Origin of the sequence: Klebsiella oxytoca NBRC 105695, assembly GCF_001598695.1 — a bacterium.
In the GTDB taxonomy this organism is placed as follows: domain Bacteria; phylum Pseudomonadota; class Gammaproteobacteria; order Enterobacterales; family Enterobacteriaceae; genus Klebsiella; species Klebsiella oxytoca.
Map to the genome: position 1 here is coordinate 134,223 of NZ_BCZK01000002.1, position 14,323 is coordinate 148,545.

Below are 14,323 nucleotides of genomic sequence, written 5' to 3' on the forward strand. Positions count from 1 at the left end.
TGCGCTCCATTACGCCTGGTTTTTGGCTTTTGACCGGGAGATACGCGCTTCCCCGATCAGCCAGTCAAAGATAAAAATAATCGCCAGCATCACGACGATCAGAATCGATCCGTAGGCGATCGCCACGCCGTATTCGCCGTCTTCCACCCGGTTGAGGATATAGGCGGTAGCGACGCGGGTGTCCGGCGTCACGAGGAACACAATGGCGCTGACGGTGGTAATGGCGCGCACAAAGCTGTAGATCAGCGCCGAGAGGATCGCCGGGCGCAGCAGCGGCAGCAGGATATGCGTAATGGTGCGCAGGGAACCCGCGCGCAGGCTGAGCGACGCTTCGTCCAGCGATTTGTCGATCTGGCCTAAACCGGCAATACCTGCCCGAATGCCCACCGGCACGTTACGCATGACCATCGAGATAATCACAATCGCCGCCGTTCCGGTGAGGTACACCGGCGCGCTGTTAAAGGCGAGAATATAGGAGACGCCCGCCACGGTGCCCGGCACCGCGAAGCACAGCATGGTGGTGAACTCGATGGTCTTTTTGCCTTTAAACTGCTGTCGCACTACGATCCAGGCGATCAGCAGGCCGAAAGCGGCGGTGATGGGCGCGGCGATCCCGGCGTAAAGCAGAGTATCGAGCAGCGAAGGCCAGGCGCCGTCGCTCATCCCCTGGCCGAACAGCTTGATAAAGTTATCCAGCGTCAGGGTGTAGTCCACGCCCCAGTTAACGGTAAAGCTGCCGTAGAAAATACTGCCGTAGAGCAGGGCGTTGAAGGCGATCCACACCGCCAGAATGGCGATCACGCTCCACACCAGGGTCACCGGCAGCGGCTGCACGTCGCCACGGTAGGACTTGCCGGAAACCGTGACGTAAGAGCGCTTGCCGATCCACATATACTGAATGCAGAACACCAGCAGCGAGAACAGCAGCAGGAATGCGCCGAGAGTACTGGCGGCCTGATAATCGAGCTGCGAACCGGTGATATAGAAGTAGATTTGCGTCGCCAGTACGTCGAAGTTGCCGCCGAGCACCAGCGGGTTGCTGAAGTCGGCCAGCGACTGAACGATGACGATTAAAAACGCGTTCGCCAGCGCCGGTTTCAGCAGCGGGACGAAGACGCCGTTGAAGGTCTGCCAGCGGCTGGCGCGCAGGGTGTACGACGCCTCCTCCAGCGACGGATGAATGGTCTTAATCGCGCCGTCGAGGATCATAAACGCCATCGGGGTGAACGCCAGCACCTGCGCCAGCCAGATGCCGGTAAATCCGTACAGCCAGTTGGTGTTGGTTAAGCCAAACCAGTCGACCATCAGTTCGGTGACGTAGCCGGAACGGCCCATCATCAGGGTAACGCCGAGACCGACGACAAACGGCGGGGTGACGATCGGCAGAATCGAGAAAATGCGGCCAATAATCGCGCTGCGCTGGGCGATACGGGTGGTGTAAATCGCCAGCACCAGACCAAAGAAAGTGCAGCCGATGCCTACCGCAATCGACAGGGCGATGGAGTTGAGGATCACCTGGACAATATGCGCCTGCGACAGCACGGCCATAAACGCCAGCGGGGCAAACTCGCCGGCGTCGTTAGTGAACATCGGGATGAAAATAGCGATGCTCGGCCAGACGATAAAGACGCCGATTAACGCCACGATGGTGACCAGCGAACCAATGACAAAGCGGTCGCCCCCCAGCCATTCCAGGCGGGTGAGCGCCAGGGTCATGATGGCCCCCAGCGCGACAAACAGCACGATGGTGGCGTAGCCTAATCCGCGGCCTTCCACGGTGGCGCTGACGACGATAAACGCCATACAGCAGAACGCCCAGCCAGCATCGAGATAGTGGCGGCTGCGCTGCTCCCGCCTGGCTTCCTGAAAGGGACGAATCAGCAGCAGGCTCGGTAACAGATACCACAGCCAGCTGATATTGAACTGTGACCAGCCGTAGGCCGCGAGAATTTCATCGCTCGTGGACTCCAGCAGACCGTAATCCAGGCTCCAGCTCGGCAGCAGGGCAAACGCCAGCCAGCCGAATAAAACCCAAAGGAATATCGCATCCCGCTTTTTCACGGGATGGAGTGCAAGTGTGTGTGACATAAGTTTTCCGGTGTCGTAGGCCGGGTAGGGCAGTGATGCCGCCACCCGGCAAATGAACGCAATGCGGGCTTATTTACCCATCTTCACTTCGCTAACCCATTTATTGATTAGCGCTTTACGCACGTCCGTTGAGCCGTATTTATCCATGTCATAGTTGATGAGCTTCAGGTCGTCGAGCTTCAGCGAGTTCGGCGAGGTGTCGGCGGTAGTGTTGGTCAGGATCTGATAAGACTTGCCTTTCTTCCACGCCAGCTCTTGGGCATCTTTCGACAGCACCCAGTCGACAAACAGTTTGGCGTTGTCGAGGTTGCGCGCGCCCTTCAGGATACTGACGCCGCCAATTTCATAGCCGGTGCCTTCGCACGGCGAGATCAGCTCCAGCGGCGCGCCCTGTTCTTTTTCCAGCGAATAGTCGTGCAGGAAGCCGATGCCGATGGCCGTTTCACCGCGGGCGGCGTTGCGGGCCGGGGCGATACCGGACTTCGTGTACTGGGAGACGTTAGCGTTAAGCTGTTTGAGATAATCGAAAGCCTGATCGTCCCCCCACAGCTGGGCGAAGGTCGCCAGCGCGGTGTAGGCGGTGCCGGAACTCTGCGGGTCGGCAATCTGAATTTCGCCTTTATATTCCGGTTTAGTCAGATCTTTCCAGCATTTCGGCACCGGCAGATTTTTCTCTTTCAGGCGCTGGGTGTTCACGCCGAAGCCGAGTATGCCAACGTACACCGCCGAGGAGTAGTTGCCTTTCAGCTTCGCCGGATCGCGGAACTGCTCCATCACCTGCGCAAGATTGGGCGATTTATAGGGCTGCAGCAGGCCCATTTCACCGGCCTGGGACTGCGGGTCGAGGGTGCCGCCGTACCAGACATCCGCCTGCGGGTTTTTCTTCTCGGCATCGACCTTCGCCAGCGTGCTGCCGGAACCGTTGCGAATAAATGAGGTTTTTACGTCATATTTTTCGCCGAAGGCTTTGGTTTCCGCCTCACACATTTCGTTGGTGGCGCTGCAATAGACCACCAGACGACCTTTGGCGTGCGCCGCGCCGCTTAACGTCGCCAGCGCAATGCCGGAAGCAATCAGGGTAGTGACCAGCGTTTTTTTCATTATTTTATCCTTTGAGCAGCAGAGGTAGTAATGCTCGCCATCAGCAGCGGCATCAGCAATAAACCCATCAGAACTGCGGCGACCGAGAGTAAACTGAACATGCCCGACCAGCCGTAGCGTTCAATGACCAGCGACAGAGGCCAGCCCGCCAGCGCTGCCCCCAGATAGGCGAACAGGCCAAGAAATCCGGTAATTGAACCCGCCGCCGCTTTGTGTCCGCACTCCACCGCCGCGAGGCCAATCAGCATTTGTGGGCCAAAAACGAAGAAGCCCACCGTAAAGAAACACACCGCCAGCAGCGCGTAGTGATGGACCGGCGCCAGCCAAAGCGCGGCGACGGAGACCATCAACCCCAGCGTGAACAGTAAAATCATCGGCGCCCGCTGGCCGCTGAACAGCAGATCCGAGCCCCATCCGGCGAACAACGCCCCGAGCAGACCGCCCGCTTCAAACAGCATCACCGTGGCGTTGGCGCTGAGCAGATTGACGCCGTGGCTCTCCGTCAGCCAGATGTTGCCCCAGTCGTTGAGCGCGATGCGGATCAGATAGACCAGCACGTAAGAGACGCCCAGCAGCCAGATCATCGGATTCTTCAGCATCGTGGTGCGCAGCATCTGCCATAGCCCCATCGGCGGGCTTTGCTGCTCCTGGCGCAGCTCCAGCGGGTCGTTACGCCAGCGGCCTACTGACGGCAATCCCTCTTCGCGGGGCGTTCCTTTCAGGTGCAGCGTTAACCAGATGCCTGATGCCATGCTGATCGTCCCCGGTGCCAGCATCGCCGCCTGCCAGCCCCACCAGTGGGCGGCAAAGGCGCTAATCAGCGGGATAATCGCTCCGCCGATATTGATCGACATATTCCAGCAGCCCCACCAGAAGCCGCGTTCGTTGCGCGAGTACCAGTGGGTCAGCAGGCGGGCGCAGGGAGGCCAGCCCCAGCCCTGAAAAAATCCGTTCAGCGTCCAGACCGCCAGCAGCAGCGTCAGCGATTCGCCGAAGGCGAACACCACGTTCAGCAGACCGGTGGCGAACAGGCCCACGCCCATAAACCAGCGCTGCCCGTGGCTGTCGTGCCACAGTCCGGCGGTAAACTTCGACAGACCGTAGGTCAGGTAAAACAGCGATCCCAGCAGGCCGATATCGCCTTTATCCAGACCCAGATCCGTTTGCAGCGCCGGCAATACGTAGTTGACGCTTTTGCGCGTCAGGTAAAACGCCGCATATCCGATGACCATGTACATCAGCAGCTGCGGACGCAGCGTCCGGTAATGTTGATTAATGTCGGTTGCTGAGCGCATCGCCGTCTCCGTTTTGCTGACTATATGAAAGTGAAATCGAAAGGGGATGAGAGAAAGTCCGGAGTGACTAAGACTTTTTCCTGGTTAGCCGGCTGTTTGTTGCAAATTTGTGGGCAAGTTAACAATTACCCGCGTCCCATGCTGCGACTCCAGGGTCAGCTCTCCGCCCAGGGCGCTGACCCGTTCACGCATGCCCTGAATGCCGAAGCCGGCCATTTTGTCGGGGCTGATACCGATGCCGTTGTCCTTGACCTCCAGGCGCAGCAGCGTCCCCTGCTGATACAGAGCAATGGCAACCTCGCTGGCGTCGGCGTGTTTACAGACGTTGTTAAGCAGCTCCTGTAGCAGCCGATAGAGGGTAAAACGTACCGTTTCGCTCTCCGGCGTGGCGGTGAGCCGGTAGTCAAAGCGGCAGCGGATACCGCGCTCGGCAAAGGCAAACTCATTGAGCAAATGGTGCAGCGCCTCTTTAAACGACAGTTCATCAAGGGCCGGGGGGCGTAGCTGGCGCAGCAGCTGGCGGGTAGAGTGGTGAATACGCCGGGCGAGATCGTTAATCTGGCTGGCGGCGGCCTGGGTTTGCGCCGGATCGCGCGCTCGCTTCACCAGCTGCGACTGGATCTGAATGGCGGTAATATTCTGGCCGATTTCGTCGTGCAGCTCGCGCGCCAGGCTTTTGCGCGTATCCTCTTCGGTATGGATCAGCTTTTCGGTTAGCGCCCGCCGCGCCGCCAGCTCCGCCTCCAGCCGCTGGCGATAGTGGTGCAGGTTTTGCGCCAGGTGCTGCTGGCGACTGATGGCAATCCCCAGCCCGATACCGAGCAGCGCCTGGGTCGCCAGAAAAATCTCCAGCTCCACCAGGTTGCTGAATCCGACGCCAACCTGGCGGGCAATGGTGATCATCATGCTGCCCAGCAGACCGGAGAGAACGCCGCCCTGCCAGCCGAACTTCCACGCCATCACCACGTTGGGCAGAAACACCACAATTAACAGCAGACGCTCGATTTCCGGCGACAGAACCATTTGGGTGCCGATGCCGATAATAAAGAACAGGCTGCACCAGATGATCAATGAGGTGCGCAGCGGCGGATTATTGGTATCCAGCCCCAGCAGGTGGTAGCGGTGCTGCTGGCGCAGGAATTCAAAAATCAGATAGACAAACGGCGTCAGCAGCACCCCGCCGGTAAACGAGGCCAGACCGAGCATCATCGCCGGACTTTTCACAAACGGCGAGAGCAGGGCGGTGTTGAGCAGCGCGCTGGCGGTGACCGTGGCCAGCAGCAGCGTCAGCCGCTGCCAGTAAAGGGGGAAGCGGTGCCAGAACTGTTGGGCGATGCCGGCGGGAAGCAGGCCGATCAACGGCGCGGCCAGCAGAATATAGCCGTTCAGCAGCTGTTCGCCGTGCAGCCAGAACAGCATCAACACGGGAGGCAGCACCAGCGCGGGCCAGTAGCGGCGCGAAAGCAGGATCAGCAGCGCCAGATAGACGCCGTGAGGCAGGAACAGCGCCGCCTGCTGGCCGTTATGGGTCAGGTAAAACCCGAGCGTCCACAGCATCAGCCAGCCGCTTCCCCAGGCCAGCACGATGAACAGCGAGATGACGCTGTGGCGAAGGCTGCGCGACATTAATGACCCGCCAGCAGCTGGTGGTCGAGGGCGAAATGGACCAGATCAATGGTGCTGTGGCACTGCAGTTTGCCCAGCACGTTGGCGCGATGAACGTGCACCGTCTTGTGGCTGAGATCGAGCTTGAAGGCGATTTCCTTGACGCTGTCGCCTTTAACGAGCAAATCAAACACTTCGCGTTCACGCGGGGTGAGCACCTCGAGCACCTGCGCCGGTTGCTCTCCGCCGCGCAGCGCCCGCAGGGCATCGGCGCACAGGTAGTGTCCACCCATACCGACGGAACGCACCGCCTGCACGAGCTCTTCCGGGCCGCAGCGTTTGGTCAGATAGCCGCTGGCGCCGGCATCAAGGGCGCTCTGCACGAAGGCCGGGGTGTCGTAAATGCTGAGAATAATGGCGCGAAACTGCGGCTTTTGCGCGCGCAGGCGCTTTAGCAGGCTCAGGCCGTTCTCATCCGGCATGGCGATATCCATGACCGCCACGTTGACGTCGTCGCGCAATAATGCCGGCCAGGCTTCCGCCGCGCTGCTGAACTGGCCAACCACCTCGAGATCCTCTTCGAGGCTGAGTAACTGCGCAAAGCCTGAACGCACCACCACATGGTCATCGACCAGCACCACTCGAATCATGTTTCTTCTCTCTTAGCGCATCATGGTTCTATGATGCCTGCCGCCGCTGCGCTGGCAATCAATCAGGCGCAGTTATGCAATGAATGTAACAAAATCGCAATACACTTCATCCTTCAAGCTGCCTCTTTGTTGGCTTCGTTTGCCCGCCCCGGTCACTGACTTATGTCAGCTCCCGGGGACGAACAACCTTGCCGCCTCGATGCAGCATGAATGATTTTGTGTATAAGCATTGCCGATTTTTTTCTAAAAACGCTTTGTTCTTAGCAAGAATTTTTAATTACTTCATCAAACGCATCGCGCCGGAAATACTGCACCCATAACAACTATGGGAAGCAGACACTATGGCACTATCATCGCGTATCACACTCATTGCCGCGCTGGCGCTGGCGGCATTCCAGGCCCAGGCGGTGAACGTCACCGTGGCGTATCAGACCTCCGCCGAACCGGCGAAAGTCGCCCAGGCGGACAACACCTTCGCCAAAGCGAGCGGGGCGACCGTCGACTGGCGCAAGTTTGACAGCGGCGCGAGCATCGTGCGGGCGCTGGCTTCCGGCGACGTGCAGATCGGCAACCTCGGCTCCAGCCCGCTGGCAGTCGCCGCCACCCAGCAGGTGCCGATTGAAGTCTTTCTGCTGGCCTCAAAGCTCGGTAACTCCGAAGCGCTGGTGGTCAAAAAGAGCATCACCAAACCGCAGGATCTGATTGGCAAACGCATCGCCGTGCCATTTATCTCTACGACTCACTACAGCCTGCTGTCGGCGCTGAAGCACTGGGGGATTAAACCGGGGCAGGTGCAGATCCTCAACCTGCAGCCGCCGGCGATTATTGCCGCCTGGCAGCGCGGCGACATTGACGGCGCCTACGTATGGGCGCCGGCGGTCAACGCGCTGGAAAAAGACGGCACGGTTCTCACCGACTCGTCGCAGGTGGGGGAGTGGGGCGCGCCGACGCTGGACGTGTGGGTGGTACGCAAAGACTTTGCCGAAAAGCATCCTGATATTGTCAAAGCCTTCGCCAAAAGCGCCATTGACGCGCAGCAGCCCTATATCGCCAACCCGGATGAGTGGCTGAAGCAGCCGGAAAACATCAGCAAGCTGGCGCGCCTGAGCGGCGTACCGGAAGCCGACGTGCCGGGGCTGGTGAAAGGCAATACCTATCTGACCGCCGCCCAGCAGGCGCAGGAGCTGAACGGGCCGGTGAATAAAGCCATCATCGACACCGCTAAATTCCTGAAAGAGCAGGGTAAAGTCCCCGCAGCGGGAAGCGATTACAGCCAGTACGTTACCGACCGTTTTGTGAAGTAAAGGAGATCATGATGCTGCAAATCTCGCATCTTTCCGCCGACTACGGCGGTAAACCAGCGCTGGCGGATATCAACCTGACGCTGGACAGCGGTGAACTGCTGGTGGTCCTCGGGCCTTCCGGCTGCGGTAAAACCACGCTGCTGAACCTGATTGCCGGATTCGTGCCTTATCAGCACGGCAGCATCACTCTTGAAGGCAGGCGGGTTGAAGGGCCGGGAGCCGATCGCGGCGTGGTCTTTCAGAATGAAGGGCTGCTGCCGTGGCGCAACGTGCAGGATAACGTCGCGCTCGGGCTACAGCTGGCGGGCGTCGACAAAACGCAGCGCCGGGCAACCGCCGCGCGGATGCTGAAAAAAGTCGGCCTCGAAGGGGCGGAAAAGCGCTTTATCTGGCAGCTTTCCGGCGGCCAGCGTCAGCGGGTGGGCATTGCCCGCGCGCTGGCGGCCAATCCGCAGCTGCTGCTTCTCGACGAGCCGTTTGGTGCGCTGGATGCCTTTACCCGCGAGCAGATGCAAACCCTGCTGCTCAGCCTGTGGCATGAGACCGGCAAGAAGGTACTGCTGATCACCCACGATATAGAAGAGGCGGTGTTTATGGCCACCGAGCTGATACTGCTTTCGCCGGGGCCGGGCCGGGTGCTCGAACGGCTGCCGCTCGATTTTGGCCGCCGCTTTGTGGCCGGCGAATCCTGCCGCAGCATTAAATCGGACCCGCGGTTTATCGAACAGCGCGAGTACGTCCTCAGCCGGGTATTTGAACAACGGGAGGCTTTCTCATGAGCGTGGTCATCAATGATAAACCGCGTCAGCGGAGGCTGAAGTGGCGCTGGCCGTTCTCGCGTCAGCTCACTCTCAGCGCGGCGACCCTGGCGGTACTGCTGGCTATCTGGTGGGCCGTTGCCGCCCTGCAGCTGATTAGCCCGCTGTTTCTGCCGCCGCCGGGGCAGGTATTGCAGAAACTTATCACTATTGCCGGTCCGCAGGGTTTTATGGACGCCACCCTCTGGCAGCACCTGGCGGCGAGCCTGACGCGTATCGTTATCGCGCTGCTGGCGGCGGTACTGCTCGGCGTGCCGGTCGGGATCGCCATGGGGTTGAGCCCCACGGTACGCGGGATCCTCGACCCGCTGATCGAGCTTTATCGCCCGGTGCCGCCGCTGGCCTATTTACCGCTGATGGTGATCTGGTTCGGCATCGGCGAGACCTCGAAGATCCTGTTGATCTACCTGGCGATATTCGCGCCGGTGGCGATGTCGGCGCTGGCGGGCGTAAAGAGTGCCCAGCAGGTGCGCATTCGCGCCGCGCAATCTTTAGGGGCCAGCCGGGCGCAGGTGCTGTGGCTGGTGATCCTGCCCGGCGCGCTGCCGGAAATCCTCACCGGCCTGCGAATTGGGCTCGGCGTGGGTTGGTCGACGCTGGTGGCCGCGGAGCTGATTGCCGCCACCCGCGGGTTAGGTTTTATGGTGCAGTCCGCCGGTGAGTTCCTCGCCACCGACGTGGTGCTGGCCGGGATCGCGGTGATTGCCATCATCGCCTTTTTACTGGAACTGGGGCTGCGCGCGCTGCAGCGTCGACTGACGCCCTGGCATGGAGAAGTACAATGAGCGAACGTTTAAGCATTACCCCGCTGGGGCCGTATATTGGCGCGCAGGTATCCGGCGTCGATATTACCCGCCCGCTGAGCGACAACCAGTTTGAGCAGCTGTATCACGCGGTGCTGCGTCATCAGGTGGTGTTCCTGCGCGAGCAGAATATCACTCCCGAACAGCAGCGGGATCTCGCCCTGCGCTTTGGCGACCTGCATATTCATCCGGTCTATCCGCATGCGCCCGGCGTCGATGAGATTATCGTGCTTGATACCCACGACGATAACCCGCCGGATAACGATAACTGGCACACCGATGTCACCTTCATTGAGACGCCGCCCGCCGGGGCGATCCTCGCGGCAAAAGAGCTGCCGTCAACCGGCGGCGACACCCTGTGGACCAGCGGCATTGCGGCCTATGAGGCGCTCTCCGGGCCTTTACGCCAGCTGTTAAGCGGCCTGCACGCGGAGCATGATTTCCGCAAATCGTTTCAGGAGTATAAATATCGTAAAAGCGAAGAGGAGCATCAGCGCTGGCTGGAGGCGGTCGCGAAAAATCCGCCGCTGCTACATCCGGTAGTGCGCACCCATCCGGTGACCGGTAAACAGGCGCTGTTTGTCAATGAGGGCTTTACCACCCGCATCGTTGACGTCACGGAGAAAGAGAGCGAGGCGCTGCTCGGCTTCCTGTTTGCTCACGTCACTAAACCGGACTTTCAGGTGCGCTGGCGCTGGCAGCCGAACGACGTGGCGATTTGGGATAACCGCGTCACCCAGCACTACGCCAACGCCGATTACCTGCCGCAGCGGCGCATTATGCACCGGGCGACGATTCTCGGAGACAAGCCGTATTACCGGGCTGGTTAATTTCTATAGCCCGGCTAAGGCGTCAGCCGCGAGCCGAGGAGGAAAGTGGACGCTGCATTGTGCGCTGTTTCCCGGAGGCGGCGCTTAACGCGCCTTGTCCGGGCTACCGCTCCGCAGAACGCGGTTAACCCGTAGCCCGGCTAAGGCGCAATGTGCCACAAGCCGGGAAACAACCTACGATAAACGCACTGCAGCCCGGACAGGCGCAACGCGCCGCCTCCGGGAAAAGGCTTTTATGCCGATTTTTGCGCGTCCAGATGTACCCCAATATAGCGCTGATAGCGGTTGGCCTTCAGATAGGTCAAATCCACCAGCACCAGCCCATCCACGCAGTTGTTGAAATCCGGGTCGCTGCCGAAATCGATAAACTGCACGCCGCCCGGCTCGCAGACTTCTGAGTACTGTTTATACAGCGGCGGGATCGCGCAACCGAGGTTGCCGAGCAGGGACTTTAGCCGCGCCAGGTCGTCGTTGTAATCTTCTCCGCCAAACTGCGCCAGTACATCGGGCAGCGAGGCCGGATAAGGACGCCGCGACTCTGCCAGCGGATGCGTCGCCGGGAACCACAGCCGATAAAAAGCCACCAGCAGATCGCGCGCCGACGGCGGCAGCCCGCCGGAAATCGACACCGGGCCGAACAGATAGCGATAGTGCGGATAGCGCGCCAGATACGCGCCAATGCCGGACCACAGGTAGTCCAGCCCGCGGCGGCCCCAGTAACGCGGCTGGATAAAACTGCGACCCAGTTCAATGCCGTGTTGCAGAATATCGTCCATGCGCGCGTCGTAATGAAACAGGCTGTAGCTGTAGATGCCGTTCAGGCCGCGCTTTTCCAGCTGTATTGCGGTTGGCATAAAACGGTAAGCGCCGACGATCTCAAGATCTTCCTCATCCCACAGAATCAGCTGCAGATAGTCGTCGTCATAAACGTCAACGTCGCGACGTTTGCCGCTGCCTTCCCCCACCGCGCGGAAGGCGATTTCCCGCAGACGGCCCAGCTCGCGCAGTATCGGCGCATCTTCCTGGTCGCGGCGCTGCCAGAGATAGATGACTTTACCATCCGCCGTGCGTCCCAGCGTTTCAGCCTTCCCCAGCTCGCGCTTGAGCAGGGCGCGGTCTTCGGGACGGGCGATAGCGCTTTCGGTTTTGAATATACCCGGCAGCCCTTTGCCGAGTAGCTCCAGGTGGCGATAGCAGCGCTCGGTCAGTTCCCGAGAAGAGCTTTGCGGATTGAACCAGTTTGACCAGGTTATCTGTTGACCAATATTCACCGGCAGGCTGCTGTTGCGGCGACGGAACATTTGCTGCATCAGCAGCAGTAACGGCAGATTCTCGGACATCAGGGTACTGGCGTAAAACAGTGCGCTGTTGCGCGCGCGGATCCACGCTGGCAGCAGCGGGGCGCGGTATTTCGCCGCCAGCTTAATAAATCCGGAGTGCCATTTTTTATCACGAATACCGCGCCGGGTGAGGCGTGAAACTTCGCCGGCCGGGAAGAAAATCAGCACGCCGCCGTTTTGCAACTGCTGGTCCATCTGCTGCAACGCCGCTTTGGCGGTGCGGCCATTGATATTATCGACCGGAATAAACAGCGAGCTCAGCGGTTCAAGGTGAGTCAGCATGCGGTTGGTGACCACTTTGACGTCGCGGCGCACGCGGGACACCGCGTAGAGCAGGGCCAGGCCGTCAAGTGTACCGGTGGGGTGGTTGGCGATGATGACCAGCGGACCATGTTCGGGGATTTGTTCGAGATCGTGCGCCGGGATAGCGCAGCGGATATTAAGATGTTCGAGCACCTGTTCGACCGTATCCAGTCCTTTCAGGTGATGATGACGCGCGGCAAACTGCTGAAACTCTTCCTCATGCAGGAGCTTTTTCAGCACCTTTTTCTGCCAGAGCGCTGGCTTTGCCTGAGGCCACAGGTCATCGATGACATTGTCGAGACTAAACATAGCGGCACCTCCTCCGTCCTGCCCAGACAGTAGAAGGCGCAGATGTCGTTCAGATTACAGTTGAGTGAAGATTTGGGATTGGCGGGAGCGGGTAGCCCGGACAGGCGCGCAGCGCCGCCTCCGGGAAGGCCACAGGTGAAAAGTTGCGAACGCTTTTCCAGATTGATCTCCGGTTTCTTGCCTTTCGGTCTCCCCCTCTTTTAACCTGGGGAACAGGCAAATATCTTCGGCAGGGAGCATCCGATGGTCGATTATCGTCGTTATTACCTCAAGGGTGGGAGCTGGTTTTTCACCGTCAATTTACGCGACAGAGAGAGTCGATTTCTGGTTCAGCATATTGATGCGTTACGACAGGCGGTGGCAATAGTCCACAAACAGAAACCTTTTCATATTGATGCCTGGGTGGTGCTCCCCGAACACCTTCATTGCATCTGGACCTTACCTGACAACGACAGCGATTTTCCATCGCGCTGGAGAGCAATTAAAAAGCATTTTTCAGGTTTAACAGGCGCGCATAACGTGTGGCAACCGAGATATTGGGAACACGCCATTCGCAACCAGAAGGATTACCGAAGCCATGTTGATTATATTTATATCAATCCGATTAAGCACGGGTGGGTAAGGCAGGTACGGGATTGGCCCTATTCAACCTTTCATCGCGATGTAAGCCGTAGTTTGTATCCTGTTGATTGGGGTGGGGAAGTGAAGGAATTATTGTGCGGCGAGCGTTATTAAAATGACTTCCCGGAGGCGGCGCGCTGCGCCTGTCCGGGCTACCAACCCACAGATAGCTGTGAGCCTGTAGCCCGGTCGTACAGCCGCGACCGGGGAGGCAGTAATAGCCGAATTAACGCAGGATTTTCTTTTCGGCCAGATCGAGGGCGAAATAGCTGAAGATCAGATCTGCGCCGGCGCGCTTGATTGCGCCGAGACTTTCCAGCACCACTTTCTCTTCATCGATAGCGCCAGCCTGGGCGGCGAACTTAATCATCGCGTATTCACCGCTCACCTGGTACGCGCCGATCGGCAGGTTGGTGCGCTCGCGCAGATCGCGCAGGATATCAAGATAGGGACCCGCCGGTTTGACCATCAGGCAGTCGGCGCCCTGGGCTTCGTCCAGCAGCGATTCACGAATCGCTTCGCGGCGATTCATCGGGCTCATCTGATAGGTTTTACGATCGCCTTTCAGCGCGGTACCTGCGGCTTCGCGGAACGGGCCATAGAACGATGAAGCGAATTTGGTGGAGTAGGACATAATCGCCGTATCGGTAAATCCGGCGGCGTCCAGCGCCTGGCGAATAGCCTGCACCTGGCCATCCATCGCGGCGGAAGGCGCGATAAAATCCGCGCCTGCGGCAGCGGCGACCACCGCCTGCTTGCCGAGATTCTCAAGAGTTTTGTCGTTATCCACGCCGTGATCGCACAGCACGCCGCAGTGGCCGTGGGAGGTGTATTCGCAGAAACAGGTGTCGGACATGACGATCATCTCCGGCACCGCCTCTTTACAGATGCGGGACATGCGCGCCACCAGGCCGTTTTCGTTCCAGGTATCGCTGCCAACGGCATCGGTGTGATGGGAAATGCCGAAGGTCATCACCGAACGGATGCCGGCGTTGGCAATGCGCTCGATTTCGCGCGCCAGGTGTTTTTCCGGAATACGCATCACGCCGGGCATGGCTTCAATGGCCGTGTAATCGTCGATTTCTTCTTCAACAAAGATCGGCAACACCAGGTCGTTCAAACTCAGTGTTGTCTCTTCAAACATGGCACGTAGCGAAGCGGACTTGCGCAGGCGGCGTGGGCGAGTGATTAAATCTGTCATGGTTTGCCTGATTTTGTGAAATGAAAAAAGTGAGTTTACCTCAATTGGCGGCGGG

At 59.3% G+C, this 14,323-nt stretch carries 12 protein-coding genes; 5 read left to right on the forward strand and 7 right to left on the reverse strand.

From position 1 onward, the window contains the following. Positions 1-9: 9 nt before the first annotated feature. The 5 genes from KO1_RS04260 to KO1_RS04280 form a co-directional block, all read right to left on the reverse strand. Positions 10-2,088: an ABC transporter permease gene (locus KO1_RS04260; RefSeq protein WP_004099344.1), complete on the reverse strand. Its 2,079-nt coding sequence runs from the start codon at positions 2,086-2,088 to the stop codon at positions 10-12. 69 nt (positions 2,089-2,157) lie between these two features. Further along, positions 2,158-3,189 (reverse strand): ABC transporter substrate-binding protein, encoded by a 1,032-nt coding sequence (locus KO1_RS04265; RefSeq protein WP_004099345.1) that lies wholly within the window; start codon positions 3,187-3,189, stop codon positions 2,158-2,160. Next, entirely contained in the window at positions 3,189-4,508 is a 1,320-nt protein-coding gene (gene uhpC, locus KO1_RS04270; RefSeq protein WP_224226429.1) for an MFS transporter family glucose-6-phosphate receptor UhpC, read from the reverse strand. The genes KO1_RS04265 and uhpC overlap by 1 nt, the downstream gene beginning before the upstream one ends. A 60-nt stretch (positions 4,509-4,568) precedes the next feature. Continuing rightward, positions 4,569-6,110: an MASE1 domain-containing sensor histidine kinase gene (locus KO1_RS04275; protein WP_004099347.1), complete on the reverse strand. Its 1,542-nt coding sequence runs from the start codon at positions 6,108-6,110 to the stop codon at positions 4,569-4,571. Beyond that, positions 6,110-6,739 carry a response regulator transcription factor gene (locus KO1_RS04280; RefSeq protein ID WP_004099348.1) on the reverse strand — a complete coding sequence of 210 codons (630 nt, stop codon included), beginning with the start codon at positions 6,737-6,739 and terminating at the stop codon, positions 6,110-6,112. The genes KO1_RS04275 and KO1_RS04280 overlap by 1 nt, the downstream gene beginning before the upstream one ends. 341 nt (positions 6,740-7,080) lie before the next feature. Here KO1_RS04280 and tauA point away from each other — a divergent pair, with 341 nt between their 5' ends. The 4 genes from tauA to tauD are packed head-to-tail and all read left to right on the forward strand — an operon-like array spanning position 7,081 to position 10,494. Continuing rightward, positions 7,081-8,043 (forward strand): taurine ABC transporter substrate-binding protein, encoded by a 963-nt coding sequence (tauA, locus tag KO1_RS04285; RefSeq protein ID WP_004099349.1) that lies wholly within the window; start codon positions 7,081-7,083, stop codon positions 8,041-8,043. 11 nt (positions 8,044-8,054) lie between these two features. Further along, the gene (tauB, locus tag KO1_RS04290) at positions 8,055-8,822 is read left to right on the forward strand and encodes a taurine ABC transporter ATP-binding subunit (RefSeq protein ID WP_016808629.1); all 768 of its coding nucleotides are present in this window, start codon (positions 8,055-8,057) and stop codon (positions 8,820-8,822) included. After that, positions 8,819-9,646 (forward strand): taurine ABC transporter permease TauC, encoded by an 828-nt coding sequence (gene tauC / locus KO1_RS04295; RefSeq protein ID WP_004099351.1) that lies wholly within the window; start codon positions 8,819-8,821, stop codon positions 9,644-9,646. The genes tauB and tauC overlap by 4 nt, the downstream gene beginning before the upstream one ends. Next, positions 9,643-10,494 (forward strand): taurine dioxygenase, encoded by an 852-nt coding sequence (gene tauD / locus KO1_RS04300; RefSeq protein WP_004099353.1) that lies wholly within the window; start codon positions 9,643-9,645, stop codon positions 10,492-10,494. Before tauC ends, tauD begins: the two co-directional genes overlap by 4 nt. A 233-nt stretch (positions 10,495-10,727) precedes the next feature. On the opposite strand, the gene olsF is transcribed toward tauD, so the two are convergent. Next, positions 10,728-12,446, reverse strand: coding sequence for a bifunctional ornithine lipid synthase OlsF (gene olsF / locus KO1_RS04305; protein WP_016808631.1), 1,719 nt, complete (start codon positions 12,444-12,446; stop codon positions 10,728-10,730). A gap of 243 nt (positions 12,447-12,689) precedes the next feature. Here olsF and KO1_RS04310 point away from each other — a divergent pair, with 243 nt between their 5' ends. Beyond that, positions 12,690-13,181 (forward strand): REP-associated tyrosine transposase, encoded by a 492-nt coding sequence (locus KO1_RS04310; protein WP_004099357.1) that lies wholly within the window; start codon positions 12,690-12,692, stop codon positions 13,179-13,181. A 112-nt stretch (positions 13,182-13,293) separates the two neighbouring features. Here KO1_RS04310 and hemB read toward each other — a convergent pair whose 3' ends face one another. Beyond that, complete coding sequence (gene hemB / locus KO1_RS04315) at positions 13,294-14,268, reverse strand: porphobilinogen synthase (RefSeq protein ID WP_004099358.1); 975 nt, start codon at positions 14,266-14,268, stop codon at positions 13,294-13,296. Positions 14,269-14,323 lie beyond the last annotated feature (55 nt).

Excerpts from the sequence above, each read along its gene's own strand:
- tauA (WP_004099349.1), top strand. The coding sequence starts at position 7,081 with ATGGCACTATCATCGCGTATCACACTCATTGCCGCGCTGGCGCTGGCG.
- KO1_RS04310 (WP_004099357.1), top strand. The coding sequence starts at position 12,690 with ATGGTCGATTATCGTCGTTATTACCTCAAGGGTGGGAGCTGGTTTTTC.
- KO1_RS04275 (WP_004099347.1), bottom strand. The coding sequence starts at position 6,110 with ATGTCGCGCAGCCTTCGCCACAGCGTCATCTCGCTGTTCATCGTGCTG.
- tauB (WP_016808629.1), top strand. The coding sequence starts at position 8,055 with ATGCTGCAAATCTCGCATCTTTCCGCCGACTACGGCGGTAAACCAGCG.
- tauC (WP_004099351.1), top strand. The coding sequence starts at position 8,819 with ATGAGCGTGGTCATCAATGATAAACCGCGTCAGCGGAGGCTGAAGTGG.
- KO1_RS04265 (WP_004099345.1), bottom strand. The coding sequence starts at position 3,189 with ATGAAAAAAACGCTGGTCACTACCCTGATTGCTTCCGGCATTGCGCTG.
- tauD (WP_004099353.1), top strand. The coding sequence starts at position 9,643 with ATGAGCGAACGTTTAAGCATTACCCCGCTGGGGCCGTATATTGGCGCG.
- hemB (WP_004099358.1), bottom strand. The coding sequence starts at position 14,268 with ATGACAGATTTAATCACTCGCCCACGCCGCCTGCGCAAGTCCGCTTCG.
- olsF (WP_016808631.1), bottom strand. The coding sequence starts at position 12,446 with ATGTTTAGTCTCGACAATGTCATCGATGACCTGTGGCCTCAGGCAAAG.
- KO1_RS04280 (WP_004099348.1), bottom strand. The coding sequence starts at position 6,739 with ATGATTCGAGTGGTGCTGGTCGATGACCATGTGGTGGTGCGTTCAGGC.
- KO1_RS04260 (WP_004099344.1), bottom strand. The coding sequence starts at position 2,088 with ATGTCACACACACTTGCACTCCATCCCGTGAAAAAGCGGGATGCGATA.